Origin of the sequence: Microbacterium testaceum, assembly GCF_006539145.1 — a bacterium.
GTDB classification, from domain to species: domain Bacteria; phylum Actinomycetota; class Actinomycetes; order Actinomycetales; family Microbacteriaceae; genus Microbacterium; species Microbacterium testaceum.
The window spans coordinates 20,001-46,885 of the sequence record NZ_BJML01000015.1; the positions used below are offsets into that span (position 1 = coordinate 20,001).

The window sequence follows — 26,885 nt, forward strand, 5'->3', positions numbered from 1 at the left end:
CCACCGCTCCTCACCGGAGGTCGACGATGACCCGACTGTTCAATGACCCGGCCGATTTCCCCGCCGAGATGCTCGAGGGATTCGCCGCCGCCTACCCCGACATGGTCGCCCCCGTGCCCGGCGGCGTCGTGCGCAGCACCGCCTACGACAGCGTCGCCGTCCTCGCCGGCGGCGGCTCGGGCCACTACCCCGCGTTCTGCGGCCTCGTCGGCACGGGCCTCGCGCACGGCGCCGTCGTGGGCAACATCTTCTCCTCACCCTCGGCCTCGCAGGCGGTCGCGGTCGGCCGCGCCGCCGATCGCGGGCAGGGCGTGATCTTCACCTTCGGCAACTACGCCGGCGACGTCCTGCACTTCGGCGAAGCGGCTACGCGCCTCGCAGACGAGGGGATCGACGCGCGCATCGTGCTCGTCACCGACGACGTCGCCAGCGCCCCCCGCGACCAGATCGACAAGCGTCGCGGCATCGCCGGCGACCTCGTCGTCTTCAAGGTGCTCGGCGCGGCCGCCGACGAGGGTCTCCCCCTCGACGAGGTCGTCGCGGCGGGGCGCCACGCGAACGGCCGCACGCGCACCTTCGGCGTCGCCTTCGACGGCTGCACGCTGCCCGGCGCCGACGGGCCGCTCTTCCGCGTCCCCGAGGGGATGATGTCGCTGGGGCTCGGCATCCACGGCGAACCGGGCGTGAAGGACGTGCCGATCGCCTCGGCCGACGACCTCGCCGCGATGCTCGTCGACCGGCTTCTCGACGAGCTCCCCGACGGCGTCGACCGGGCCCGCGGCCAGCGCGTCACCGCGCTGCTCAACGGTCTCGGCACGGTCAAGTACGAAGAGCTCTTCGTCGTGTGGCGCCGCGTATCGCAGCTGCTGGATGCCGCGGGCGTCACCGTCGTGAGCCCCGACATCGGCGAGCTGTGCACGAGCCTCGACATGGCGGGCATCTCGCTCACGCTCGTCTGGCTCGACGACGAGCTCGAGCGCCGGTGGACCTCGCCCAGCCTCACGCCCGGCTACCGCAAGGGCAGCGCCCGGCCCGCCGCGCAGCTGGACGCCGACGCCCGCGACGAGTTGCGCCGACGCGCCGTCGTCTCGGGCGCGGAGATCGAGCCCGGGACCCCCGAGGCCCAGAACCTGGCCGCGGGGGTGCTGCGCGCGCTCGAGACGCTGCACACCACGATGGTCACCCATGCCGCGGAGCTCGGCCGGATCGACGCGGTCGCCGGAGACGGCGATCACGGGATCGGCATGGAGCGCGGAACTCGCGCGGCGCTCGACGCCGCACGAGCCGCCGCCGAGCGCGGAGCCGGGGCCGGAACCCTGCTCTCCCGCGCCGGCACCGCCTGGTCGGACGTCGCCGGCGGTACGTCGGGAGCCCTGTGGGGGGGAGCCCTGCGTGCCGTCGGCGCGTCTCTCGGCGACAGCGAGTCCGCCGACACCGCGCGCCTAGTCACTGCCCTCCTCGCGGGACGCGACGCCATCACCGGAACAGGCGGCGCGACCCTCGGCGACAAGACCATGGTCGACGTGCTGCTGCCCTGGTCCGACGCCCTCACGGACGGACCCGCGGATGCCGCGACCCTCCGCTCCGCCCGCGCCACCGCGATCACGGCGGCCGGCGCCACCGCCGCCCTCACGCCGCGCCTCGGCCGCGCCCGTCCCCTCGCCGAACGCAGCGTCGGCACCCCCGACGCGGGCGCCGTCTCGCTCGCGCTGGCCGTCGCCGCCCTCACCGACCTCGCGCTCGGGGACTCCACCCCGGCGCTCCCGCTCATCCTGGAAGGACACTCATGACCGCGCTCGAACCCCTCCGCCTCGTCATCGGCTGCGACGACGCCGGCTACGACTACAAAGAGGCCCTCAAGGCCGACCTCGCGGCATCCGATCTCGTCGTCGACGTCGTCGACGTGGGAGTGGATGCCGACGGCCACACCGCGTATCCGCACATCGCGGTGGACGCGGCCCGCATGGTCGCCGACGGCCGCGCCGACCGCGCGCTGCTCATCTGCGGCACGGGCCTGGGCGTCGCGATCGCGGCGAACAAGGTGCCCGGCATCCGGGCCGTCACCGCGCACGACTCGTTCTCGGTCGAGCGCGCCGTGCTCTCCAACGACGCGCAGGTGCTGTGCATGGGCCAGCGCGTGATCGGACTCGAGCTCGCGCGCCGTCTCGTGCGGGAGTGGCTCACGTACCGCTTCGACCCGTCGTCGGCGTCGGCCGAGAAGGTCGCGGCGATCTGCGGGTACGAAGCACCCGGAGCCGCGTGAGGAGCCGCGCCCGTCGGTCCCGGCTGCGGGCGGCGGGCGCCTGGTGACGCCCCTCGCGGCAGCGGCGACTAGGTTGGTCTCCATGCCGACCTCCCCCTCGAGCGCGCTGCGCGGTCTCGGCAGTGTGAGCCGCAACACGCTGCGCGAGCAGATCCTCACGCGACTGCGCGACGCAGTGTCGTCGGGTGAGCTGGCCCCCGGCACGCACCTGGGCGAGATCGAGCTGGCTGACTCGCTCGGAGTGTCTCGCGGCACGCTGCGCGAGGCTCTGCGCCACCTGCAGCAGGAGGGCCTGCTCGCCGCCGATTCGCGCGGACGCCTGTCGGTGCGGGTGGTGTCGGCCGCCGACATCCGCGAGATCTTCGACGTGCGCTACGCGCTCGAGTCGCTCGCGTGCGAGGAGATCTGCGCCTTCGACGACCGTTCCGACGCGGCGGCCGTGCTGCGTGAGCGCCTCGACACGCTGAACGCCGCCGAGGAGTTCGCCGCGCGCGTGCGCGCCGACCTCGCCTTCCACGAGACGCTGTGCGAGCTGAGCGGCAATGCCACGCTGCTGCAGTCGTGGCAGCGGGTCGCCGGGCTCGCCCGCGCGGCGCTGACCAGCGGCGGACTCGACGTGGCGGTGGCGAACATGTCGATCGACCGGCACATGCCCCTCGTCGACATCCTCGTCGAGGGCGACCCCGACGCCGCGCGTCGGTTCCTGCGCGGACACATGGATGCCGCCGTCGAGCGCCTGCTCGACCGCGTCGAGGCCTGATTCCCTCGCGCTGACCCGACGACCGCCCGATCGTCGAAGCGATAACCCCTGCCCCTCGTCGGCCCGCCGTCCTGCGGAGTGCGGTGCGCGGCATCCGGCGGGGCGGGGCCCTCGGGCGTCTCTGCGGCACGCCGTCCAGCGGAGCGCGCGGGCGACACGCCGCGCACAGCCGCCCGGAACGGATGCGGCGGCACCCGACTCCGCACGACGGCACACGGCCACCCGCCCGCGGCGACCGCGGACAGTGGCATCCGGAAAAAATGTCCGTGAGGTGTTGCGCCCAGGGTCCTACTGTTGCATTGTTAACAATCGAACCCAGAGCGTTCAGCCCGCCGGTCTCCATCGATGGAGCACGCGGAGGCTATCGAAGAAGATAGGAAGACCCATGGCACAGGCCACGACGTCGACCCCGGTGCTCGGCACTCCCCACCGCTGGCGCGTTGCCGCCGGCAGCACCGTCGGCACGACCATCGAGAACTACGACTTCATCGGTTACGGCACCGCCGCAGCCCTGTACTTCGGAACGGCGTTCTTCCCCGACGCCGATCCCCTTACGGGCACCCTGCTGTCGTTCGCGACGCTCGGCGTCGGCTTCGCCGCCCGCCCCATCGGCGGCATCATCGGCGGCTACCTCGGCGACAAGATCGGCCGCAAGCCGGTGCTGATCGCCTCGCTTCTCATCATGGGCCTCGCGACGTTCGCAATCGGCATCCTGCCCACCTACGCCACGGTCGGTGTCGCCGCTCCCATCCTGCTCGTGGTGACCCGCATCATCCAGGGCCTCGCGTTCGGCGCCGAGTGGGGCGGCGCGATCCTCATGACGTACGAGCACGCCCCCTGGCGCCGCAAGGGTGCGTTCGGCGCTCTGCCGCAGGCGGGCTTCCCGCTGGGGCTGCTGCTGGCCAACCTGGCGTTCTTCGCCAGCTCGGGACTGCCCGACGACTGGAAGTGGCGCACGCCCTTCCTGCTCTCCGCCCTGCTGGTGTTCGCCGGTCTCTACATCCGCTTGAAGGTGGAGGAGTCGCCCGAATTCGAGGAGATCAAGGAGGAGGGCAAGATCGAGAAGAACCCCCTCCTCAGCGTCCTGCGCTCCGACTGGCAGAACCTGCTGCGCGCCTTCTGCATGCGCATCGCCGAGACCGCCGGGTACGCGATCGCCATCACCTACATGTCGTCGTACCTCAAGAGCAACCAGCTCGCCGACCCGTCGCAGACCATCCTCGCGATCGTCGTCGCCGCACTCGTCGGCTTCCCCGCGACACTGTTCTGGGGATGGCTCACCGATCGCATCGGCCGCAAGCCCGTCTACGTCTTCGGCACGACGATGATCCTGCTGTCCGGCATCCCCCTGTTCCTCCTCGCCAATACCGGGGTGTTCCCGCTCATCGTCGCGGTGTTCGTCTTCAGCTTCGCGATCTGCCAGAACTCCCTCGCCGGAACGCAGGCGTCCTGGTTCCCCGAGCTGTTCAACACCGGCACGCGATCCTCGGGTGCCTCGCTGGCCTATCAGCTCTCCGCGGTCGTGTCGGGCTTCACGGCCTTCTGGGCCGTGAGCCTCTTCCAGGCCTTCGGGTGGGTGGGCCCGGCGGTGCTCTTCAGCTTCTACGGCCTGGTCGGCCTCATCGCCGCCGTCCTCACTCCCGAGACGAACGGCCGCCGCCGCCGAGAGGCCGACGACGTCGCCGAGGCGGAGGCCAAGCGCGAGCTCGTCGGAGCCTGACCCCCTTCGAGACGCCGGATGCCACGGACCCCGCCGGGTTCGTGGCATCCGGCGTCTCCGGGGGTCACACGAACGCCGCCCGCACGGCCGGCCCGATCTGCGCGAGCACCTCGTCGCGCGCGGGCGTCGAGGGGAACACCAGGAAGAGGTGCGGCACGCCCTCGCGGCGCACGAACGTCGTCGGGACGTCGGAGGCCAAGAGTCGTTCCGCGTACTCCTCCGCCTCGTCCGACAGCGGGTCCACCGCCGCGGCGACGATCACGGCGGGTGCGGATCCGGCCACGTCGGGGGCACGCAACGGGGCCGCCCCGACGGGCACCGCGCCCACGGCATCCGGGACGTACAGCCCCCAGTACCACTGCATGCCGCGCGCGGTCAGCGGCAGGTCGTCGGTGTGGGCGCGATAGCTCGGACGGGTCGGATCGGGCGCGTCGAGCACCGGGCACAGCAGCACCTGACACCGGATGCCGGGAGCCCGGCCGTCCCGCGCACGCAATGCGAGCGCGGCCGCGAGGTTGCCGCCCGCGCTGTGCCCGGCGACGCCGAGGAGCGCGGGGTCGATGAGTCCGTCCGCCCCCGTCGCGGCGAAGCGCAGCGCGCGGTCGAGGTCGTCGAGGCCGGCCGGGAAGGGATGCTCGGGCGCGAGGCGGTAGTCGACGCTGAGCACCTGCGTGCCGGTGGCGACCGCGAGCGCGCGGCACAGGGCGTCGTTGTTGTCGAGGTTTCCGGCGACCCATCCGCCGCCGTGGGCGAACACCAGGGTTCCGCGGTGTTCGGCGCGCGGGCGGTACAGGCGCAGGGCCAGGCCCTCGGCCTCGAGGTCGATCGATTCGAGGCTGTCGTCGTCGGGCACGCGGACCCACGACGGGTTCGCCCGCAGCTCCGAGAGGCGCGCGGCGTCGTCGCCCTCGGCATCCGTCGCTCCGGAGGGGATCGTGCCCGCCCGGGCGGCGAGGCGCTCGAGATGAGCGCGCACGGCGAGGTCGGTGATCGCGGGGTGCACGGCGTCGGCCACGGGTGCCCTTCTGTCGAGTGTCCAGAACACGCCGCGCGGGCTCTTCCGTGGCGGCGTATTCTGGACACTCGACGGGAAGGCGGCGGGCGGCGGTGAGTCGAGCGTAGAGCGAGGGATGCCGCCGACCCGGCGCGGACGACCATCTTTCACGCCGCCGAAACACGGGCGTCGTCCAGCTCCCGCACGATGGCGTCATGCCTTCGCCGGAACAGCGCGCCGCCGGGATCCTCGCCGCGGAGCGCTTCGTCGTGATCGGAACGGCCGACGCCGAAGGGCCATGGACCGCCGCCGCGCAGTACCGGCTGCTGCCGGGCGGCCTCTACGTCGAATCCGATCGAGAGTCGCGGCACGCGCGCGCGATCGTCTCCGCGGGAGTGGCGTCGGGGGTCGTGTACGACTCCTCGGCGGATGTCTCCGACGCCGACGGGGTGCAGTTCGCCTTCCGCGCGCGCGAGGTGGGCGGGGCAGCGGTGCACGACGTCCTCTCGGCACGGCTGCCGCGCGATGCGGTCGATGCCTCCGGCCTTGCGGCGGAGGTCGCCGCGATCGCCGGCATCCCGCGCAAACGGCTCTATGTGCTCGAGGTCGAGCGCGCCTACGTCTTCGACCGCGACGCGTGGCGCTCGCGCGGGACCGATGCGCGGATCGAGGTCGACGCGGCCCTCGTCTGGGGTCTGCTCGCGGCGTCGACCGCGCCCTGAGCGGTGGCTCCCGACGACGTCGCTCACCGCCCGCCCCGTTACGTCGCCGAAACAGCGGCGTCGTCGTCTCGATCACCGACGGGCGTACCGTGCGGCCGAGGGCGACCCGACGCCCCCCGGAAGGAGCCTCATGTCTCAGCGCGTGATCGTCACGGGAGGATCCGGCGGTATCGGCGCCGCGATCGTGGAGAGGTTCGTGACGGACGGTGCGCGGGTCGCGGTTCTCGATCGTCGCGCTCCCGCCGCTGAGCCGGCATCCCTCTTCTTCTCCGTCGACCTGCGAGATCCCCTCGACACCCGCCGCGCGGTGGGTGAGGCGATCGCCGCGCTCGGGGGGATCGATGTGCTCGTCAACTGCGCCGGGGTGTTCCAGCACGTCTCGCTCCTCGACATCACCGTCGACGACTGGGACCTCGTGCTCGACATCAACGCCCGCGCGACGCTGGTGACGATGCAGGCCGTCGCGCCGGTCATGCTCGAGGCGCGCGCCGGCTCGATCGTCAACATCGCGAGCATGGCCGCCAAACAGGGCGGCGGCGGCGAGGGACATTACGCCGCATCGAAGGCCGCGGTCGTCGCGCTCACGCGCGCGGGGGCACAGGAGTGGGGATGCCACGGTGTGCGCGTCAACGCCGTGTGCCCCGGATACGTGCTCACCGACATGGGCGCCGACACCCGCTCCGACGACGACGTGCGCACATGGAGCGCGAAGTCGCCGCTCGGGCGACTGGGCGCGCCCGAGGACGTGGCGGGGGTGACGCACTTCCTCGCGTCGCCGGCGGGCGGCTATCTCACCGGCCAGGCGATCAACGTCACGGGCGGGATGATCATGCACTGACGCGGGCGCGTGGCCGCGCCCGAGCCGGGCGGAACTCCTGAGAAACGTCAGCCGCGCCGGCTCGAGCCGCGGGGAATCGGCGCGCCGCGGCACCCGACCGGCGGAATCTCAGGAGTATGGCCCGCCGCGACCCACGGTAGGGCCGTCATCGCAGCCGCCGCGCCACCTCCGCCATCGCCTCGGCGAACGATTCCTCGGCGCCGTCACGCCCGCCCGACAGGTTCACCCCGACGACGCCGGGCAGCGCGAGCATCTCCTCGGCGAGCGCGACGGCCAGGGCGATCCCCTCCGCGCGCGGGTCGCGGGCGGACCGTACGCGATCGAGGAACCCCTCGGGCAGCACCAGCGTGGTGAACGACTCCAGCAGGTCGGCCGACGCGTGGTCGACCACGACGGGGACGCAGGGGATGAAGCGGACGCCCTCGCCCACCTCGTCGATGAACCGGCGCACGGGCGCCGCCCCGCCGGCGTGGTTCACGAAGCAGACGTCGGCGCCGGCGCGCAGCTTCTCGCGCAGGCGAGCGGCGCGGCGCTCGACGGGCGGCGCGGCGGGAGAGGCGGCGACCGACACGACGTGTCCGGCGGCCCGGGCGAGGGCGGCGGCCTCGGTGGAGTCGAGGTCGAAGACGGGGGCGGCATCGGGCCGGTGGCCGGTGCGGGTGTGGTCGCCGGTGACGCAGTGCACACCCGCCACCCCCTCGACCGCGAGGGCGGCGAGCTCCCCCTCGATCGCCACCCGGTTGCGGTCGCGCATGTTCAGGCCGGTCCACACGCGCAGGCCGCGCCGCTGCAGCAGATGCGCGCGATACGCCGGAGGGAACTGCACCCGCGCGCTTCCCGCGTCGCCGGCGAGAACGGCATCCACCGGTCCCGAGAGCACGTCCGCGCACGCGTCGATCGAGGCGACGCTGAGCGCGCGGGCAGGAAGGTCGGCCACCACCCAGGGGCGGGTGCCGAGGGCGGCGAGGGTGGCCTCGGCAGCGGCCGTGCGGGGCGCCGGGGCCGGACGCTCGGACCGATCGACGCCCGTCCACGCGACGGTCGGCCGGTCGAGGAAGGCGCAGCGATGGGCAGCGTCGATCTCGCACGAGCCGTCGAAGCCGACCCCGCCGCAGGGGCCGTACTCCATGCGCTTGGGGCACGCGTCGATAAGAGGCAGCAGGGTCATGACCGGAGTGTAGGAAGCGCGTGTTTCGACGAATGTTCATGGCGGCAACATCGCCGAAACGCGGGCTGCCTACGCTCGGGCCTACCCGCTGCAGCCCACGGAGGTGGCCATGATCACGGCCGGCACCACGTTCGGTACCGACGTCGACGACATCGACGCGCTCGTCGACGATCCTCTGGAGCTCGTCCAGCAGTGGCTCCCGCCCCACGAGGGGGAACTGCGCCCCCTCGCCGCTCTCTCGACCGTCGGGCTCGACGGCATCCCTTCGCTCCGGCACGTGTTGATCAGCGACCGGGATGCCACGGGCGTCTACTTCCACACCGACTCTGCGAGCACGAAGGCCGCCGAGATCGCCGCCAACCCGGTCGCGGCGATGGCCGTGGCGTGGCCCGAGGTCGGCCGCCAGCTCGTCGTGCGCGGAATCGTCGAGCAGGTGAGCGCCGCCGAGGCGGCGGCCGTCTACCGGGAGCGATCCCGTTACCTGCAGCTGCTCGCGTGGCTGAACACGCACGAGAACGCCCACCTTCCGGTCGACGCGCGGCACCACCTGTGGGCGGAGTTCTCCGACGCCCACCCCGCGCTCGACCCGCCCGAGCGGTGGGTCGGGTTCCGGCTGCGCCCGGTGACGCTGACGTTCTGGCGCGGCGACCCGATCGGTCAGAGCACGCGCCAGCACTACACGCTCGCCGACGGCCGCTGGTCGGGCCGGATCCTGGCGGGCTGAGACATGGACATCACGACCGTCACCTCATACCGCGCCGCGCGCACGCGCGCCGACCTCGCCCTCGCGACGGGTGAGGTCGTGATCGCCGGCGGCACCTGGATCATGAGCGAGCCCCAGCCCGGCACCACGGGGTTCGTCGACCTCACGACCCTGGACTGGCGCGACCTCGAGGTCACCGACGAGGGCCTGCGCATCAGCGCCACGTGCACCATCGCACGGCTCCTCGCGTGGGTCGAGCACGAGGCCCCCACCGCCTGGACCTCCCTCGCTCTCGCGCGCCCCGCCGCAGACGCGCTGCTGGCCTCGTTCAAGATCTGGAACACCGCCACCGTCGGCGGCAACGTGTGTCAGGCATTCGCTGCCGGCGCCATGATCGCGCTCTTGTCGACCCTTGATGCCACGGCCGTGGTCTGGACGCCCGACGGCGGAGAACGCCGGATCGCCGTGGCGGACCTGGTGGTCGACAATGCCGCGACCTCCCTGAACCCCGGTGAGATCGTGCGCGCCCTCGACGTTCCGGCCCGCGCGCTGCAGGCGCGGGTCGGGCTGCAGAAGATCGCGCTCGCGGAGCTCGGCCGGTCAGGGGCCGTCGTCACGGCCCGCGTCGACCCCGACGGCACCGCCGTCTTCGTCGTGACGGCGGCGGTGCGCCGGCCCCGCGTGCTGCGCTTTCCGCAGGTGCCCGGGGCGGGAGAGCTGCGGGATGCCGTGGCCGCCGCGAGCGATTTCTACACCGACCCCCTGGGAAGCGCGGACTGGCGTCGGGGCGTCAGCGTCGTGCTCGCGGAACGACTGCGCGCGCGCTTCGCGCGCGAGCTGCAGGAAGGCGTCGCGTGAGGTTCGAGGTCAACGGCTCCCCCGTCGAGGTCGACCCCCGCCCCGGTCAGAGTGCCCGCACGCTGCTGCGCGAGGCCGGCCACGTCGAGGTCAAGAAGGGCTGCGACGCGGGCGACTGCGGCGCGTGCTCCGTGCTCCTCGACGGCACACCCACCCACTCGTGCATCATCCCCGCGATGCGGCTCGAGGGCCGCGCGATCACCACCGCCGCGGGCCTCGCCCCCGGCGACGAGTTGCATCCCGTGCAGGAGGCCTTGGCGACCGGCTTCGGCTTCCAGTGCGGGTTCTGCACGCCGGGCATGAGCGTCACGGCATCCACCCTCACCGCCGACGACCTGCCCGACCTCGACCGCCGCATGAAGGGCAACCTCTGCCGCTGCACCGGGTACCGCCCGATCCGCGAGGCCATCCGCCAGTCGGTGCTCGGGCCGGTGCGCGAGACGGGGGCGCGAACCCCCGACCCCTCGTGCGGCGCGTCGTGCGAGGGGCACGGCGAGACCGCGGCATCCGGACCCTCCCCGGCCGGACGCGTCGGCACCTCGGTCGTTCCCGAGGCCGCGCGGCGCCTCGTCCAGGGACGCGAGCCCTTCACCTTCGACGAGCCCGTGCCCGGCGGTCCGCCGCTCGTGCTGCGCGTCGTGACGTCGCCGCACGCGCATGCCCGCGTGGTCTCGATCGACACCGCGGCGGCGCGGGCGATCCCCGGGGTCGTCGCCGTCTTCACCCACGAAGACGTCCCCGCCGTGCGGTATTCGACCGGGCGGCACGAGCACCGCACCGACGACCCCGACGACACGCGCATGCTCGACGACGTCGTGCGGCACGTGGGTCAGCGGGTCGTCGCCGTCGTCGGCGAGACGGCGGAAGCCGCGGATGCCGGATGCCGAGCGATCGCCGTCGAGTACGAGGTGCTGCCCGCGGTCTTCGACCCCGAGCAGGCGCGTCAGCCCGGTGCTCCCCTGCTGCATGCCGAACGCACACCCGACGAACGCGTGATGGAGGCCGGCCGCAACGTCGTGGCCGGGTTCCACGTGGGCCACGGCGGCGACATCGAGGCCGCCCTGGATGCCAGCCACACCACCGTGACCGGCGAGTGGAGGTCGTCGCGCGTCACGCACGCGGCCCTCGAGACGCACGGCGCCATCGGCTGGCTCGACGACGAGGGGCGCCTGGTGATCCGCTCGTCGACCCAGGTGCCGTTCCTCGCGCGCGACGAACTCGCGCACGTGTTCGGCCTGGAGCGCGATCGCGTCCGCGTGTACGCGACGCGCGTCGGCGGCGGCTTCGGCGGCAAGCAGGAGCTGTTCACCGAAGACCTCACCGCTCTCGCCGTGCTCAAGCTCGGCAGGCCCGTCGCCTACGAGTTCTCGCGCACCGATCAGTTCGTACGGGCGTCGCTCCGGCATCCGATGCGAGTGAAGACGACGCTGGGAGCGGATGCCGACGGCACCCTCACCGCGATGAAGATCGACGTGCTGAGCGACACCGGGGCCTACGGCAACCATGCCATCGGCGTGCTCTTCCACTCGTGCGCCGAATCGACGACGCTGTACCGGGTCCCGGTGAAGTGGATCGACGCCGAGGCGGTCTACACGAACAACCCGCCGTCGGGAGCGTTCCGCGGGTACGGGCTCGGGCAGGTGGTCTTCGCGGTCGAGTCCGCGATGGACGCCCTCGCGGAAGCGCTCGACATCGACCCCTTCGACCTGCGCCGCATCAACGCCGTCCGAGAGGGCGACTCCCTGCACCCCGACGACGGCGAGGAGCCCCACGAGGAAGATCTCATCTGGGGCAGCTACGGTCTCGACCAGTGCCTCGACCTCGCGCAGGAGGCGCTGCGGCGCGGCAACGGCGCCGAGGCCCCGGCGGGCTGGCTCGTCGGCGAGGGCATGGCCGCCGCGATGATCGCGACCATGGCGCCACGCGGGCACATCGCCCACACGAGCGCGACCCTGCGCCCCGACGGCACGTACCTGCTGCGCGTGGGTACGGCGGAGTTCGGCAACGGCACCTCGACCGTGCACCGGCAGATCGCCGCGACCGTGCTCGACGCGGCCCCGGAGCGGCTCGAGCTATGGGCCGCCGACACCGACGCGGTGCGCCACGACACCGGAGCGTTCGCCTCGGCGGGAACGGTGGTCGCCGGCAAGGCGCTCTACGGCGCCTGCCTCGCGCTGAAGCGGCGGATGCTCGCCCTCGCCGCCGACCTCACGCAGAGCAATGCCGCGGAGGCCGAGATCGTGGCATCCGGAATCCGATCCGGAGGTGAGGTCGTCCCGTGGGCGCGGATCGTCGAGGCCGGGGGCGCGGGAGAGCTCACCGCGGACGGCGCGGAGTTCGGCGATTTCCGTTCGCTCGCGTTCAACGTGCACGCCGTGCGCGTCGCGGTCGACCCCGAGACGGGGACGGTGAAGGTGCTGCAGTCCATTCAGTCGGCGGATGCCGGAGTCGTCATCAACCCTGCGCAGTGCCGCGGGCAGATCGAGGGCGGAGCGGCTCAGGCCCTGGGCGGGGCGCTCTACGAAGAGGTTTACCTCGAGGACGGCGTCGTGCAGAACCCGGTGTTCCGCACGTACCGCGTGCCGCAGTTCGCCGACGTGCCCGACACCGAGGTGTACTTCGCCGAGACCGACGACACCCTGGGTCCGTTCGGCGCGAAGTCGATGAGCGAGTCGCCGTACAACCCCGTGGGAGCCGCGATCGGCAACGCCGTGTCGCGCGCGCTCGGGCGACGCGGGTACGAGCTGCCGTTCTCGCGCGACCGCGTGTGGCGGCTGGCCGGCGGTGACGCCGCCTAGGCTGACCGCTGTGTACGGCATTCCCGCGGACGAGACGTTCGACTTCTTCGAGGGGCGACGGCTGGATGCCGTGACCTTCGGCCGCTACAAGGTGTCGCTGTTCTTCGACGAAGGCGTGGGCCTCGACGTCGAGGGGCCGCTCGCCGTGACCGTCCCGGGCGGCGACGAGAGATCCGCCGAAGACTCCCGCGCTCTCGCGGCGCCGCTGCTCGACCTGCTCGCGCTGACCGTGACGGCGGTGCGGGTCGACGCGCCCTCGAGCCTCGCGTTGACGTTCGAGAACGGCACGATCGTGCGGGCGATCGACGACCTTGGCCCGTACGAGTGCTTCGACGTGCACCACGGCGAGCGCATCTGGATCATGTGAGCGGAGGCCCCGGCACCGGGTCGGTTCGGTCGCGGTCCGAGTCGCGCCCCATGCGGTTGCAGAGCGTGTCGGCCGTCATGTGAGTGGCAGCCCCGTCCGCGGGGTGGCCCCTGCCGCGCCCTCCCGTTTCCGGGGAGGGCACGACCCGCCGGCGCGGCTCAGAGGGGCGTCGCCGAGCCCCGCACGACGATGCCACCGGATGCCGGAACCTCGACGTCCAGCACGCTCGGTCGACCGATGTGCCGGCCCTGCCGGACGGTGAACCCGAACGGAGCCGGGAGGCCGACGCGGTCGCGCAGATACGCGCCGAGCGACGCCGCCGCGGAGCCCGTCGCGGGGTCCTCGGTGATGTCGGCCACCGGGAAGAGATTCCTCGCCTCGATCACCACGCCGTCGGCGATCGCAGCGTCGACATGGACGACGATGATCGTGCCCTTCCATCCGCGCTCGTCGAGCAGAGCGCGCACGGGTGCGGGCGCGAACGTGAAGGAATCGAACGTGTGCTGCTCCCGCACGGCGACGACCGGGTGCAGGTTGCCCGCGAACGATTGGGCCAGCGGCATCCGCTCGTCGAGGTCCGCGTGAGAGAGCCCGAGAAGGCTGAGCAGGCGGTCGGCGACGTCTGCTTCGAGGTCGACGACGTACGGCTCGACGCTCGTGAATCCGGCCGTCACACGCCCCTCTGCTCCGCGCTCGGTCGTCACTTCGACGACCCCGGCGGGGGTGTCGAACACGAACGACCCCGGCCCCTCGACCTCGGCGAGCGCGACGGCGGTCGCGACGGTCGCGTGCCCGCAGAACGGCACCTCATCGTCAGGCGAGAAGTAGCGCACGGCGACGCGGCGCCCCTCGCGGGCGCCCACGAACGCGGTCTCGGGATGCCCCAGGTCGGCCGCGATCCGCCGCATCTCCGCGTCGCTGAGACCCACGGCATCCAGGACCACACCCGCGGGATTGCCGCCGCCGGGCTCGGCGGCGAAAGCGAGGAGTTCGAGGACGTCAGGGGTGGGGGTCATGACTCGATTCTTCCGCAGGGCGCCCGATGACCGAGGGGGCCACCCGCGTTCTCGTGGCCTGCACCGGGCGCCCGCGCGGCATGCGCACGGGCGGGCTACGACAGCGGTCGCGACCGCCCGGGAATCACGCTCGACGCGGAACTCAGCGCGGCTCGGCCCCCAGGTGCAGCACGGCCTCGGGGTGCTGTGCGCCTCGCGGGCCGTCCAATGGAGCGCGCGACGACCCACGCTGGCCTCGAGCTCATGCGAGATCTCGTCCCACGCGTGATAGCGCGCGTCGTCGAAGTCCCCGCGCAGGTCGAGAGAAGTGCGCCTCGCCCGGGACGACGTTGCCGGCTCCCGGGAAAGCCTTGAGCTTGCCGTCCGACTTCATCGCTGAAAGACGAGCAGCCGGCCAAAAGCTCGGCGGACTCCCCCAATGCATCACCGACAGCCAGATCCGCCCTGGTCGACGCAGGCCAGACCGCCGCGCAGGTCTTCCGAGCACTGGGCATGTCCCGAGCCACGGTCTACCGCTGATCGCTCGCTCTCAAACAGAGTGACTCTCACTTACACAACCCCAAGTGAGATCCGTTTCGCACACCCCACTTGAGATGCCGTCAGCCACCAGCTGACCACGGTCATGAGGCACAGCCGGATGTCTCATCTAGCGATCCCTATCCGGACAGCTTCTGAGACAGGGGGCGCGTGACGTCGACGCGTCGATGTGTGCGACTTCGTGAGTTCTGAATGGACTCTTCCCCTTCCCCCTGGCCCACCTCGTTCGCACGACGGTCGCCGAACCCACTACGGTGAACACCGAAGCTTCGAAGCTTTGATGTAACACTTATGACCTAACTGGGGGGACCGCAATGTTCGATAAGAAAGCCACTCGTAAGCCTTTTCGACGGTTCATCGCCGGAGCAGCCGCAACTGCGGCACTGGCTGTGGCGAGCGTAGTCGCGGTGGCGACGCCGGCGATGGCCGCCCCGGGCGGTTGTCCTTCGGGCCAGACCTGCCTTTGGAAGGACATCAACTACACGACGGGCGGCGTCGACTGGATCTACTTCGTCTACACGAACGGTGCCAACGATCTACGTAACTACCAGTGGTCCTTCAACGGGACTGTCAACGACAACGTCTCGTCCTGGTACAACAACGGCAACACCGAGGCCAGCTTCATTTTCGATAACCTGAACTTCCAGGGACAGCTGTCTTACCTGCCCATCAAGTTCGGCAGAGATAACCTGGGGAACGCAAGCGACCGGGCGACTTCGGCCGGCTTCCGGTTCTGCCTCAACAACCCCACCAGCGCCAAGTGTGTGTAAAGAGCAAGTGCGCCGGAGAGTGAGCAGTAGTTACGACGGAGATTGAATCGAGTGACGAATCGTCGCGCTAACGACAATACGCAAGACCGTCGTGCAAAAAAGTCAGTCATCCTCGCCGTGGTGTGTACGGGCGTGATGATGGCCGCCGGGTGCACCCCGGAGACGGAGTCAGCAGGACTCACCGATCCGGGTGCCACCTGGCAGGGCGGAAATATCACGAGCTCCACCGCCCCAGGTTCATCGTCCACCGAAACGCGCAACATTGCCCAATGGTCGTTGCCGCTAGACGAGTTCGCGCCAGAATTCAGCAACCTTGATAACTATGCGGAGCAGCTGCTCCTGGCCTCCTGCCTTAGCAATGAGAACATCAAGTGGCCGGTGCCGTGGCAAGACATCGAAGAGCCCACCTCGCCCGTCTTCAATCAAGCGGGTCGCCGGCTGTTCGACCTCGAGATTGCGCAGAAGTACGGCTTTCGCACAAATCTCGCGCCCTCAAAGAGCTCCGAGCTCTGGGAAGCGTTTGTGACGTATGAGCCGAGCGAGCCGGGTTTCCAGGAGGCTTTCGACACCTGTCTGGAGGGGATCCGCAAGGAGCACCCCGTGTCGAGCTTTGATGACTCTGTTCTGGTCACCGACCTCATCAGCCAAATCCAGAGCGAAGCGTCTCTGAGCCCTCAGGTGCAGCAGGCGGCCGACCTCTGGCGGTCTTGCATGCAACCGCTGGGCTTCGGACAGATCCCAGCGAGCCCAAGCGAATTTCCTAGCTCCGAGTTGCTGACTGAACTCGGTTCTGCCCCTCCGTTCAAAACCATCGAGCCATCAGCCCGCGAGGTAGAGGTAGCGGTGGCGTACGCCGATTGCCTCGACTCCAGTGGATACTCGGCGGCGCTGTACGAGACGGAGTGGACTTTGCAGTCAGAGGCAATCGAACGTGATCGAGCGAACTTGGATCGCGTACGAGACTCGGTCGAAAGTCGCGAACGTGACGTGCGAGCGATCATCGCCGCGAATGCTCCGAGGGCGTGATTCTTCTACGCTCGGGAAGTGACCGAGACGAAAAAGAGGTCGGCGGGGATCCGCGCGATTCGGGGCGCGGACGTCCGTGGAGGAGACGCCTGCTGATTGGCGGCGCAGTTGGCGGTGCCGTCTTGTTAGTGGCGGCGACATGGTCGCTGGCTTCCATCTTTCAGTCACCGGCGCAGCGGGAGGCGAATGCTTCCGCGCCGCCGCCGCAGCCAGTGTTCGCTGCCGTCACAAGCGGTGTCCTCGCTGACAAGCGTTCTTACCCGGGAGTAGTTGCCTACAGAAGTGAGACGGGATTTGCTTTGCCGGCTGCGCCGGACGCGGTCCGTAGCGTAGTAACAGGCAGGCCGCCCTCCGTTGGAAGCACCATCGACTCTGGGGATGTGCTGACCGAAGTAAACACAAGACCGGTCTTCGTCGTCGCGTCGCCTTTCCCCTTCTTTCGCGACATCGGCTTCGGGGACGAAGGCGCGGATGTCCGAGTCCTGCAAGAGGCCTTGGTGACCCGCGGCTACTTGAATGGCATCGACGAGAGGTACGGCGCTCAAACCGCCCGTGCTGTCGCACGTTGGTATAAGGATGCGGGGTATCCGGCTCCGACTCGGCAAAGACCCAGCGCGAATGGAACGTCGAACTCTTCGAACTCGTCCAGCGGCTCGGGAACCTCGAGCTCCTCGAACTCATCCAGCCGCTCCGACACATCGGAGTCTTCAAACTCGTCCAGCAACGCGGGAACATCGGATTCCACTACTGGCGCAGCGGTGGAACCGCCGGCGCCGGTGGTCGATGCATTCGTTCCCGTTAGTGAGCTGATGGCCCTTCCATCACTTCCTGGGGTCGTTATCACCGCCCCCGTGATAGGAGCACAGGTTGGCGGCGACAAGGCTACCGACCTGACGCTTGGTGCAAACACACTGGTTGTACGGGTCGAGTTGCCCGAGGCTGACGCGGCAGGAGTCGCGGCGGGTGACGTAGTGACGGTGGTCTCGAAATCTGGTCAGGTGGATGCGGTCGTCGAGGCCGTTGATGCGCAGGCGCCAGATGAGAACGGAGGCGCTCGGCCCAGTGTGCTCAGGGTGGCTCCGAAGAATGAATCCGATGCTCTAGGAGCCGAACGGGGAGAAACGGTCACGGTTCAAGTGTTGAACGCCGTCGTTTCCGGAGAATTTTTGATAGTTCCTACGACCGCGGTTGTCGGCCGTGGAGAAGGCCGCGGCGTCGTCGTGAAGCGACAGACGGACGGTTCGCTTGCCGAAGTGGCAGTGACCGTGGCTGGCTCGCTGCGAGGAATGACCGCGGTCGCGGCGGAGGATGCCGGGACGCTGTCCAAGGGCGATGACGTCCGGGTCGGGTGAGGGGCGACCGCCCGCGCTGGAGCTGCGAAATGTTTCTCGGCGGTATGCATCGGCACACGCACCGGAGGTATTGGCTCTCGATAACGTCAGCTTGAGAATCAGGCAAGGCGAGTTCGTGGCGATCGTCGGACCGTCTGGCGGTGGAAAGTCCACCCTGCTCAATGTGCTCGGGCTGCTTGACTATCCCGACAAAGGTGACTATCTGCTCGACGGTGTACCAATGCCTTCCCGCGAGGGCGCAGTCACGGCACGTGTACGCAGCACCGCTTTTGCGTTCATCTTCCAAGCGTTCCATCTACTGCCAAGCAGGCCGGTCCTCGACAGCGTTGAGCTGGGGCTGATCTACCGGGGAGTAACAGCCCGGGATCGACCAGCACGAGCCGCGCTGGCGCGAGTGGGGCTTGGAGAACGAGCAAATGAGAGAGCGTCCCATCTGTCTGGGGGGCAACAGCAACGGGCAGCAATCGCACGGGCCATCGCGTCGGATGCCCGCATAGTTCTCGCCGACGAACCAACCGGGAACCTCGATAGCGAGAACGCGCAGACAATCCTCTCCGAATTGAAAGCACTAAAGGAGGCCGGCGCGACCGTAATCGTCGTGACCCATTCCGCGGACGTTGCTGCGGCCGCTGATCGTCAGTTGCGCATACAAGACGGCCGGCTCGTATCCGAGACAGTACGAGAGCCATTCGACACAGCAGCAACAGCAGCGAGGACGAACGGCTCCTTTGCTGGCGATGGGGTCCCGTCGCACACCGCCCAGCGCCCTGCGGATCACCGAGTTACCGATCAGCCGAGTGGATTCGTCGCTGGGGTTGCGGCGCGGATGAGGCCCGCTGGAACACGGTCACGCCAGCGAGTACAGATGCGAGACATCCTTCGGGATGCATGGCGATCGGTGCGCTCGCGCCCTGCGCAGACACTATCGCTGTGCCTCGCGGTATCGATCGCTGTCGCGTTGACGCTAACTACGCTGGGGATCTCTACGTCAGCCGGCGCGCAAGTCTCGTCGGTCTTCGACGCGCAGCTCAATCGCGAGGTGACCGCCACCTGGAACAACGGCCCCACATCGACGGCGGCTGAACTCGCCGACATACCGGCGCAAACAAACCAGCTCGCGGGCGTGGACGCCGCCGCCGGTGTTCAGGACTTCGACCCAGTGACTGTTGCTGGGGTCGCAGGAGCTCGTGTGGTGCAACCCCACAGCTACTCCGGCGATATTCAGACCGCAGCTCGGCTCACCGTTCGGTACCCTTCCTGGCGCACCGATCAGAATGTGAAACCGGGCGAGGTACTGATTGGTGTCCAACTCGCTCAGCTTCTTGAGCTCGGTCCGTTGGAGCGCGGCCCCGTCGTCACAATTAACCGCACGTCCTTCCAAGTCGTCGGGATCATCGAGCAATCACCGCGGCTGCCCCAGCTCCAAGGCGAGCTCCTCGTACCTGAGAACACCCCTGGATTTGTGAATCCGAAAACGACTAGAGCGGTGCTGCTGACAGCGGCTGGCGCGGCTCAGCAGGTTGCACGGCAGGTACCCATTGCGGTCAACCCTTACTCACCCGAAACCGTGAGTGTTCAGGCCCCCAGTGACGCCAAGGGGCTGCGAGTCAAAATCGAACAGGGCGTCCAGACCACGCTCATTGCGTTCTCGATACTCGCGATCGTGGTAGCTGTTGCTGCCCTCACCAATGCGATGCTGTTAGCAGTCACCGCTCGCCGTGGTGAGATCGGCATGCGCAAAGCCCTCGGCGCGCGCAGCCGTCACGTAGCCTGGCTGCTCGCAGCAGAGTCCGCGTACGTCGGCGCTGTCGGTGGAGCAGTGGGTCTCGCCCTCGGGTTCGTCGCAGTTCTCGTCATCACCCTCACGCAGCAATGGACTCCGGTCTTTGACATCCGCCTCGGTCCGCTCGCCGTCGTCGCTGGGATAGTGATCGGTATCCTGGGCGGCACAACTGCCGTTGCCCGGGCCGTCCGGATTCGACCCGCCGACACCCTCCGACAGTGACACGCAGCACAGTACGACCGCTCGACTATGAAGCTCTGCCAGCGAGATTCGCGTGAACTCCTAGCGACCGATCGGACAATACAGATTGTGAACGTTTCAGACGGCGAGATCATCACCCGCTCGCTCACAGACCGAGCTGCGTTCGTTGAGGTCTATGACCGCCACGAACGCGTGGTCTATCGATACACCGCGCGTCGGCTTGGACAGACATGGGCCGACGACATCACGTCAGAGACGTTCATGGTGGCATTTTCGCGGCGAGACGACTTCGTGGGAGACGACGCGCGTTCGTGGCTTCTGGGGATAGCTACGACGCTCATGCGCCGACACGTTCGCGAGGAGGCGAAAGCCTGGAAAGGAATGCTCGCCTCTGACCTCGCGCAGATCGACGTCGACCAGTTCGATGAGGCCGACTCGCGCCTGGACGCAACCGGCGCCGTGCGCAAGCTCGGGAAAGCCCTCGCTCGTCTGCCCAGCGGCGATCGCGACGCGCTGCTGCTTCACACATTCGCGGACCTTGACTATCTGGGCATCAGCCGCGCGTTGAGCATCCCCATCGGAACCGTGCGGTCGAGATTGAACCGCGCGCGCCGCAAACTGCAACAAGCAATCGACCCGGCTCGTGGCCGAGAAATGGAGGAGCACCGTGGACGAAATCTCGCTGCTGCGCCGAGCACGGACTAACATTCCCGACCGAACCCCGAACGAGGTCGCGCGTGGACGCACCGCCTTGGTCAATTTGATCGAGACTCAAGGACCGGTGACTCCGCGAAAGGTAGTCGACACCAATACCGCATCCACCCTCACCTCGACACGACACCGGCGCCAGGTCACCGCATGGGCGGGTTTTTCGGTGCTGGGCGCTGCCGCGATGGTGATTGCCCTGGTCGTGATCAATCTGGTGGGAATCCCTGGGTGGCAGGGCGGCGCAGAACCAGCAGCCGCATCAGTTCTCAAATCCGCTGCCGCGGCGACGCTGAACTTCAGCGACCCGGGCGTTGCTCCCGGACAGTTCTTGCTCGTAAAAACACGGGCTATGTATCTGACGGAAGGGTCTCCCACTGGCGACGTAGAGAATTTTCGCCAGGATCTCTACATCCCAGCTAATCGGAAGGACGACTGGGTCTGGGTCCGGTTCCCCGATACAACCCCATCCGGGACGGTAGAGGCGGGCCCGAGCCAAACCGCGCGGTTCAAAGGAGGGCTAACGGAGAACGGCAGTGCGTACGGGTGGGGCTACTACGACGGCACGAAAGTGAACACCGACTACGCGGCCCTGCCGCGCGACCCGCAGCAACTGCTCACCAAGATCTATGAGTTCAACGGCACAACTGGGCCCTCACCGGATGGTGAAGCACTCGTATGGATTGCTGACCTGCTCCGGACAGGGACAGTCCCCGCCGATCTGCGCGCAGCTCTCTACTCGGCGGCCGCGGCAATCCCAGCCGTCACAATCACCGAGGAACAGGCGACGCTCGACGGAAGAACAGGCGTTGCTATCGGCCGCGATGAGGGGGCCAGCAACATCCGCCAAGACATCATCATCGACCCATCGACCGGGCAATTCATCGGAGAACGTCAAGTTGTTTTGGCCGACACCGGCAACATGCCCGCGGGTACGATCCGCGGATCGGCGTCCGTCACCAGCACCGTGGTGGATGCCGCACCGTAGTCGGTACCCTCAGCTCTCCAGAGCAGCGTCTCACATCCCCGTCCGGGGGCTCGCTCAACTGCTCGTAAACGTTCGCACCTGTGGCTGACTCGCTGAACCATCCCCAACCGCACACATCGGAATCGGTGGTCTCGTCTGTTTCGGCCGGCTCGGTGGGGGCCTCACTCGCGCCGAGCTACGGCACGGAATGCGGACCGGCCCTCCTCGACAGCAAGGCCGCCAACAGAGCGTGCGACTATCGACTTATGCTCACGCTCCTCGGCCCCAAATCACTGAGGGCGTTGCTGTTCGTTCGCACACTCAACGAGCAGGGAATGCAGCCGAGCCGCAGTGAGGTGAAAGCCTTCGTCAATGCGCCTACGCATTTCGGTGATTTTGATCCGGTGATCTTCTCGATGTCCGTCGACACCGTTGACTACCTGGTCAACGCTCGCCTGCTCATCTCGACGGCGCGTGGCGTCACACTTTCCAGTGCGGGGACGGCCGTTCTCAACGCAGCGATCATCGATGACGACACCAACGCACCATCTACTCCTATTGAGGTAGTGGGAAGGTTGGACGACCCGTTCACGTACGCCGAACTCCTCACTCGCATCAACGACGTCCCTGGCGCGCTGGTGATTGATCCCTACCTTCGCGCGCAGGACCTCAGTGCCCTTCTCGCTCTTCCCAATGTCCGTCGAGTGATGACGACTGACGGCAGTGCCGGAGGCCTACCCCGCGCCGAACGCCGCACGAAGCTTCAGATTGCGCTAGGAGCACGCCCCGGAGTCGAGCTTCGGTTCCCAGAGCGCGGCTCTCGAGAACTGCACGACCGGCTGGTACTGCCACACCAGGGAGGCGAAGCGCTGTCCCTAGGCACTTCGCTGGGCGGGACCCAGCTAACCGTCATTACGAGGCTGGGACGCGAGAGCACGGGTGCTCTGCGTTCACACTACGAAGGAGTCTGGCTGTCCGGCCAAACCCTCCCACCTATCCATCGCGAAATCACTGACGCACCGGTCGAGTTGAATTCGAGCGCTACTGACACAGAGTGAGCTACGCCGAATGCCCATCTGAGGGCCCCGGATGGCGGACGTACTCGGACCCACGTACAGTCCGCGGCCAGGCGCAGCGCGTCATCGGGGACTGTCACGGCGGATCGTCCGGGACAGATGACAAATGCTCTGACACCCGCCGCCGACTGTCGGCAATTGCGGTCAGGAACGCTTCACCCGTTTGGTCGGGCGGTGCGTCCTCGAACTTGATGGATCGCGGAACAACAGTCTCGGCCGTCAACAAAACGAAGCCGGTAGACAGCTCGATGGGGGCACCAAGCGATCCACTGTCCGGATAGGCCTTGAATTCGCGGCTTCCAAGGCCATCCTCGGTGATCAGGTTGTGCCATCCGTCAGATCCCGCGTGGGTGGGTGCACTCATCATCGAATACAGGATCGCAAGCTGCGGGGCGACTCTCTGCACGAGCCCCGTCATGGATGCAGGTCTCCCGTCGAAGAGAGGTGCCGCCCATCCCCACCCCCGGGCGAAGTCTTTACCGAATCGCGTCACCAGGTCGGACCGCATGACGGCAAGGCGGCCCAGGTCGTCGTCATCGAACAGCGGGTCGTCAGGGTCGCCCAACCCAGCTCCGAGGTAGTCGGCCGCAAAGAGGCCGTAGAAGGCCTCGCGATGCATGAGGTAGCGCTCCGGAAGATCTGGGTGCTCTGCGTCGGGGTGACCGTAGATGGCCATCACGATAGAGACGATTAGCACTTCGTACATAGTGCGCAGACAGGCAAGCGCACCAGCGCTGTGGCCCGCTTCAATCATCGCAATCGTTTCGCCGAGGCTCAGCAGCGACCTGGCCAGTAATCCCCTTTGAACGAGGTGGAATTGGTAGAAAGCTTGGTCGCCAGGTGTTTGCTCGAGGGATTCATCGATTTTTTGCGCGGCCCAGTTGGCGGCCTCGGCCACATTGTCTCGAAGGAAATACAGCTCCTCGATGGCAGGCCCGTAACGCTTCCAAATCTCTTCACGCAGAGCATCCCTGTCCTGCAACGACTCTGCGACGGCGCTTGCTTGTTCATCCCTGAGCGCCGCCAGAAAACCGGCGTGCGCGAGTTTCGACTCCATCGGATCAGTGGCACCGATGTGAAACTCAAAGTCGGGCGACGGCATATGTGGATGTTACCGGCCAGCCGCCTGCTCGCCAGGTGCTAGCACGTCCACCGCAAACCGCTTCGGCTCCCCGCTTGTCATGGGGTGCGCCACGGCCGACTCCATCGCACTCTGCTTCTCTCAATCAGGTCCGACGGCCTCTTGAGACAATCCCCGTTCGGACAGCTACCGCACCAGGGTTTAGCATCACGATGACCCGCCAGACCTCGAGAGCTCGGCCGTGAGATCGGCGATGCCGGCGGACCGATCCTTGTCGGCGCGGTCGCTGCCGCAGCAAGCCTCCCCCTCGCCCTCATTGTTGCGGGCGTCGCTACAGTCGCCTCGGCAACTATCGGGTCGACCCTCACCGCTCGGCACGGGCAACTGCCACTTCCTCGCGAGAGCGGGTAACGCTGGCCGGGTGGCGCGAACCCGTCTGACTAGCGCGACCGGCGCACAGATGCTGCGATCGCATGGACTTCGTCGAAAGCCTTAGACGCACGCGCAGGATCGCCGCTGAACAGCCCACCGAGCAAGGGCGTCCATCCTGAACCCTGGTCTTCGACCTCCGCCTTCAGCTGCATCTCGGGGGCCGACTTCTCATAACGGTGGCGCCAGGTGTAACGCCCATAGCCGCCGTGATATCCGTAGTAGGGCTCGTCGCCCTGATCTCTTGCATCCTCCGAGATGGCGTCTAGTAGAACCTCGACACGGTCGAATGCCGCGGCGTACTCGCTCTCTCCTGAAAACTGATCTGAGAAGACTGGCGCCAAGACGGAGAACAGATGGTCCGAGATCGGCGTATACCGTCGACCTCCTCGCGCCGTCAGGAGATCGTTCATCTCCTCGTCAGACACAGACTTTCCCTCGTCATTGTAAGAAAGTAGGGTCCCCAGTCCTAGCCATTGGTCGATGCCAACGATGCTCTGGCTTCCGCTGGTGAGTACAAACGGCACCTGACGGCCGTACCCAGAGGGATTGTTTACTAGGGCGTCTGCCGTCGCAGCCCGCAGCATTGAGTAATTCCGCTTGGCCAACGCGCCGAGCGCGGCAGCGTAGGTGAGCAAAAGCGATGGGTACTCATGTGCGGATGTCAGAACGCTGAGACCCTCCCGCTGCATTGACTCGTTCGCAAGAGTTTGAAGCGTACGCGTGAGCTCCTGCTCGTGGTCCTGGGAGCCGTACATAGCGATCAGCTTCATCGGGACAAGCATGGGGGCGAGAAGGTCGTCGTACTGACCGATGCGCCTGATCCACGCGCGAGCGAAATCGGGATCAATTCGGCTCACCGAGGGCAGGTAAAGAGGGAACCTGTCCCGGTCCTGTAAGCCCGCGAGGATGGGGCGGCGTAGGTCTGCGAGATAGTCGTCATAGTCCATGACAAGGTTGGGAGCGCGAAGCAGTTGCCTGACCCGGTCGACGACGTCACTGTCAGCCCGGCGCGCTTCCGAGGTAGTTTGCACTACCGATGGTGGCGGCGCAGCTGGTGTGTTACCGATGGCCCGTTGTATGGCAACAATGAGGCGTCCCGACTGCGCTAGCTTCCCCTTGCCAAAGAGGTCGGCACGGTGAATCGTGCGATCGAGTGTGCGCCCCATTCCCAGGTCGATGCTTGGGATCTCACATTCGTCAAGACGGGCGGTCATCAACCAGCTTGCTCCTGGCGGTCGCTGTCTGTACTCCTCCGCGGCGAGAGTCAATTCCTCGAACTGGTAGGACTTCTGTCTCTTCGCAAGGTTGCTAGAAAAGCACGCAAGGAAGACGAAGGACCCACTACGAATTGCTTCGCGTATCTTGACCTGCCAGTCGTCCCCCGGCCACAGCTTGTCTTTGTCTCGCCAGACGATGAAATCCGCCGCTTCCAGCGCGCCCTGCAGTTCATCAATCGCATCGGAATCTTCGGTGATGTACGAAATGAATACGTGGTCCCCTGGCACGTAGTTAACGTACTGCGTGCGCTGGTTTTGAGTCGAGCAAGTTGCCCTCGGGAGCGGCTGAGACGTGCCAACCCGAAACGTTCCGCGCGTCCGGGCGTCTCACGAGACAATCCCTCAACGGACTACGTGGCCCCACGTGTGTCAACTTGTCCGAGAACTGACGGCACTGTCAGAAAGAGGCATGTCAGCCAACCGCTCGCCGGTGTTGGAACACCATCTTCCCGGGGAACGTGAGGGACTCTCGATGCGGCGTGCCGGCGGGCGAAGTCCAGACGATGCGGAGTTCGACCTGGCCACTTTCGAGCACACCCTGCGAGAGGGCGACTTCACAGGGCACAGAGAAGTCATCCCAGGGCTCGAGAGTTTTGGGCCCAGCGTTCCGAGCAGCCCCCCAAGGCCCACCTATCCGGAATCTCACGTTGTGCGCGACATCAAGTCCTTGGTTGGCGATGAACAGGTGGTGTTCGTCTACCCATCCGACGGTCCATTCCACGTCGTACGGCTCGGTCGCGCGCGCCTCAGTGCGACGCGACAAATCGTCGGCGTTGAGCGCGATCGTGTTCGCCTGAGCGGCGAGGATATTCGCCCCCTCCGCGACTTTGTTCGCTGTGCGTGCGTGCATCAGCCCGAGGAAAGCGGGCACCACGGCGGTGACGCTGACGCACAGCGCGAGAAGGGCGAGAACGGCAAGCAGGCACTGGACAAGCAGATCGAGCATGTCCGCCATCTTTAAGCCCAGAGCTGGCGATCGCCCGGGCCGACGTACTTGATGAACGCAACCGTCTGATCTTGCTCCGGGATCCAGAAGAGATAGTAGGGGCGGCTCCGCGGCCGGGTCAGGCGGAGTTGAACGACGTACGCGGCCGGGGGGCGCACCATGCGGCGGCGAAGGATCGGGTTTGTGTCGTCGTTCTGGAGCAACTCCAAGACGTCGTCAGCCGCGTTGTACAGCTCGGGGTCGTTGGCTTCATAGTCGTCGAGCGCATCCGCCGCGTCATCGTGATATTCGAGCTTCATAGTTCATCTATCGTACCAGCAGGTGGGTAATGGGGCCATGGGGCAACGCCCTCTTGCCTTCTTAGGGTAGTTTCGCGCTAGACTGCTGTTTCAGGAAACAAACGCACACGAACCCACTACGCATCTAGCCACACACACCACCACCACACACGCACACACCACCACCACACACGCACACACCACCACCACACACGCACACACCACCACCACACACGCACACACCACC

At 67.6% G+C, this 26,885-nt stretch carries 24 protein-coding genes; 17 read left to right on the top strand and 7 right to left on the bottom strand.

Going from position 1 to position 26,885, the window contains the following annotated elements; genetic code table 11:
• The first annotated feature begins 26 nt into the window (after positions 1 to 26).
• From MTE01_RS15970 to MTE01_RS15985, 4 genes are all read left to right on the top strand, one after another.
• Entirely contained in the window at positions 27 to 1,790 is a 1,764-nt protein-coding gene (locus MTE01_RS15970; protein ID WP_141378345.1) for a dihydroxyacetone kinase family protein, read from the top strand.
• Complete coding sequence (locus MTE01_RS15975; protein WP_103206991.1) at positions 1,787 to 2,263, top strand: ribose-5-phosphate isomerase; 477 nt, start codon at positions 1,787 to 1,789, stop codon at positions 2,261 to 2,263. The genes MTE01_RS15970 and MTE01_RS15975 overlap by 4 nt, the downstream gene beginning before the upstream one ends.
• Before the next feature lie 82 nt (positions 2,264 to 2,345).
• Entirely contained in the window at positions 2,346 to 3,023 is a 678-nt protein-coding gene (locus MTE01_RS15980; protein WP_103206992.1) for a GntR family transcriptional regulator, read from the top strand.
• Positions 3,024 to 3,408: 385 nt separating this feature from the next.
• Positions 3,409 to 4,743, top strand: coding sequence for an MFS transporter (locus MTE01_RS15985; RefSeq protein WP_103206993.1), 1,335 nt, complete (start codon positions 3,409 to 3,411; stop codon positions 4,741 to 4,743).
• Positions 4,744 to 4,807: 64 nt separating this feature from the next.
• Here the strand turns inward: MTE01_RS15985 and MTE01_RS15990 are convergent, their stop codons facing one another.
• Positions 4,808 to 5,758, bottom strand: coding sequence for an alpha/beta hydrolase (locus tag MTE01_RS15990; RefSeq protein WP_170210731.1), 951 nt, complete (start codon positions 5,756 to 5,758; stop codon positions 4,808 to 4,810).
• Between the two features lie 194 nt (positions 5,759 to 5,952).
• Between MTE01_RS15990 and MTE01_RS15995 the strand changes: the two genes are divergently transcribed.
• Entirely contained in the window at positions 5,953 to 6,459 is a 507-nt protein-coding gene (locus MTE01_RS15995) for a hypothetical protein (protein ID WP_141378347.1), read from the top strand.
• Positions 6,460 to 6,589: 130 nt separating this feature from the next.
• Positions 6,590 to 7,297 (top strand): SDR family NAD(P)-dependent oxidoreductase, encoded by a 708-nt coding sequence (locus MTE01_RS16000; RefSeq protein WP_103206995.1) that lies wholly within the window; start codon positions 6,590 to 6,592, stop codon positions 7,295 to 7,297.
• Between the two features lie 145 nt (positions 7,298 to 7,442).
• Here the strand turns inward: MTE01_RS16000 and MTE01_RS16005 are convergent, their stop codons facing one another.
• Complete coding sequence (locus tag MTE01_RS16005; RefSeq protein WP_141378348.1) at positions 7,443 to 8,465, bottom strand: methylenetetrahydrofolate reductase C-terminal domain-containing protein; 1,023 nt, start codon at positions 8,463 to 8,465, stop codon at positions 7,443 to 7,445.
• Between the two features lie 109 nt (positions 8,466 to 8,574).
• Here MTE01_RS16005 and MTE01_RS16010 point away from each other — a divergent pair, with 109 nt between their 5' ends.
• The 4 genes from MTE01_RS16010 to MTE01_RS16025 are packed head-to-tail and all read left to right on the top strand — an operon-like array spanning position 8,575 to position 13,191.
• Positions 8,575 to 9,189, top strand: coding sequence for a pyridoxine/pyridoxamine 5'-phosphate oxidase (locus MTE01_RS16010; RefSeq protein ID WP_141378349.1), 615 nt, complete (start codon positions 8,575 to 8,577; stop codon positions 9,187 to 9,189).
• A gap of 3 nt (positions 9,190 to 9,192) precedes the next feature.
• Complete coding sequence (locus MTE01_RS16015) at positions 9,193 to 10,026, top strand: FAD binding domain-containing protein (protein ID WP_141378350.1); 834 nt, start codon at positions 9,193 to 9,195, stop codon at positions 10,024 to 10,026.
• Positions 10,023 to 12,824 (top strand): molybdopterin-dependent oxidoreductase, encoded by a 2,802-nt coding sequence (locus MTE01_RS16020; RefSeq protein WP_141378351.1) that lies wholly within the window; start codon positions 10,023 to 10,025, stop codon positions 12,822 to 12,824. Before MTE01_RS16015 ends, MTE01_RS16020 begins: the two co-directional genes overlap by 4 nt.
• A gap of 10 nt (positions 12,825 to 12,834) precedes the next feature.
• Positions 12,835 to 13,191 carry a DUF6188 family protein gene (locus tag MTE01_RS16025; RefSeq protein ID WP_116238811.1) on the top strand — a complete coding sequence of 119 codons (357 nt, stop codon included), beginning with the start codon at positions 12,835 to 12,837 and terminating at the stop codon, positions 13,189 to 13,191.
• A gap of 158 nt (positions 13,192 to 13,349) precedes the next feature.
• Here the strand turns inward: MTE01_RS16025 and MTE01_RS16030 are convergent, their stop codons facing one another.
• Positions 13,350 to 14,207, bottom strand: coding sequence for a PhzF family phenazine biosynthesis protein (locus tag MTE01_RS16030; protein WP_141378352.1), 858 nt, complete (start codon positions 14,205 to 14,207; stop codon positions 13,350 to 13,352).
• A gap of 851 nt (positions 14,208 to 15,058) precedes the next feature.
• On the opposite strand from MTE01_RS16030, the gene MTE01_RS16035 reads away from it, so the two are divergent.
• The 7 genes from MTE01_RS16035 to MTE01_RS16065 all read left to right on the top strand — a co-directional run bounded on the left by MTE01_RS16035 (position 15,059) and on the right by MTE01_RS16065 (position 22,606).
• Positions 15,059 to 15,514: a peptidase inhibitor family I36 protein gene (locus MTE01_RS16035; RefSeq protein WP_141378353.1), complete on the top strand. Its 456-nt coding sequence runs from the start codon at positions 15,059 to 15,061 to the stop codon at positions 15,512 to 15,514.
• A 51-nt stretch (positions 15,515 to 15,565) separates the two neighbouring features.
• The gene (locus tag MTE01_RS16040; RefSeq protein WP_141378354.1) at positions 15,566 to 16,540 is read left to right on the top strand and encodes a hypothetical protein; all 975 of its coding nucleotides are present in this window, start codon (positions 15,566 to 15,568) and stop codon (positions 16,538 to 16,540) included.
• Positions 16,541 to 16,920: 380 nt separating this feature from the next.
• Positions 16,921 to 17,892: a peptidoglycan-binding domain-containing protein gene (locus MTE01_RS16045; RefSeq protein ID WP_170210732.1), complete on the top strand. Its 972-nt coding sequence runs from the start codon at positions 16,921 to 16,923 to the stop codon at positions 17,890 to 17,892.
• On the top strand, positions 17,873 to 19,897 hold the full coding sequence (locus MTE01_RS16050) for an ABC transporter ATP-binding protein/permease (protein ID WP_218026377.1): 2,025 nt from the start codon (positions 17,873 to 17,875) through the stop codon (positions 19,895 to 19,897). Before MTE01_RS16045 ends, MTE01_RS16050 begins: the two co-directional genes overlap by 20 nt.
• A gap of 87 nt (positions 19,898 to 19,984) precedes the next feature.
• Positions 19,985 to 20,581, top strand: coding sequence for an RNA polymerase sigma factor (locus MTE01_RS16055; protein WP_246078341.1), 597 nt, complete (start codon positions 19,985 to 19,987; stop codon positions 20,579 to 20,581).
• A complete protein-coding gene (locus MTE01_RS16060) occupies positions 20,544 to 21,569 on the top strand; it encodes a CU044_5270 family protein (RefSeq protein WP_141378358.1) in 1,026 nt (341 codons plus the stop codon). Before MTE01_RS16055 ends, MTE01_RS16060 begins: the two co-directional genes overlap by 38 nt.
• Positions 21,570 to 21,649: 80 nt before the next feature.
• The gene (locus MTE01_RS16065; protein ID WP_141378359.1) at positions 21,650 to 22,606 is read left to right on the top strand and encodes a hypothetical protein; all 957 of its coding nucleotides are present in this window, start codon (positions 21,650 to 21,652) and stop codon (positions 22,604 to 22,606) included.
• A 94-nt stretch (positions 22,607 to 22,700) separates the two neighbouring features.
• Here MTE01_RS16065 and MTE01_RS16070 read toward each other — a convergent pair whose 3' ends face one another.
• The 4 genes from MTE01_RS16070 to MTE01_RS16085 all read right to left on the bottom strand — a co-directional run bounded on the left by MTE01_RS16070 (position 22,701) and on the right by MTE01_RS16085 (position 26,659).
• On the bottom strand, positions 22,701 to 23,726 hold the full coding sequence (locus MTE01_RS16070) for a DUF5677 domain-containing protein (RefSeq protein ID WP_141378360.1): 1,026 nt from the start codon (positions 23,724 to 23,726) through the stop codon (positions 22,701 to 22,703).
• A gap of 419 nt (positions 23,727 to 24,145) precedes the next feature.
• A complete protein-coding gene (locus tag MTE01_RS16075; RefSeq protein WP_141378361.1) occupies positions 24,146 to 25,642 on the bottom strand; it encodes a toll/interleukin-1 receptor domain-containing protein in 1,497 nt (498 codons plus the stop codon).
• 184 nt (positions 25,643 to 25,826) lie between these two features.
• On the bottom strand, positions 25,827 to 26,360 hold the full coding sequence (locus tag MTE01_RS16080; RefSeq protein ID WP_141378362.1) for a hypothetical protein: 534 nt from the start codon (positions 26,358 to 26,360) through the stop codon (positions 25,827 to 25,829).
• Positions 26,361 to 26,371: 11 nt separating this feature from the next.
• Positions 26,372 to 26,659, bottom strand: coding sequence for a hypothetical protein (locus MTE01_RS16085; RefSeq protein ID WP_141378363.1), 288 nt, complete (start codon positions 26,657 to 26,659; stop codon positions 26,372 to 26,374).
• Positions 26,660 to 26,885: the final 226 nt, after the last annotated feature.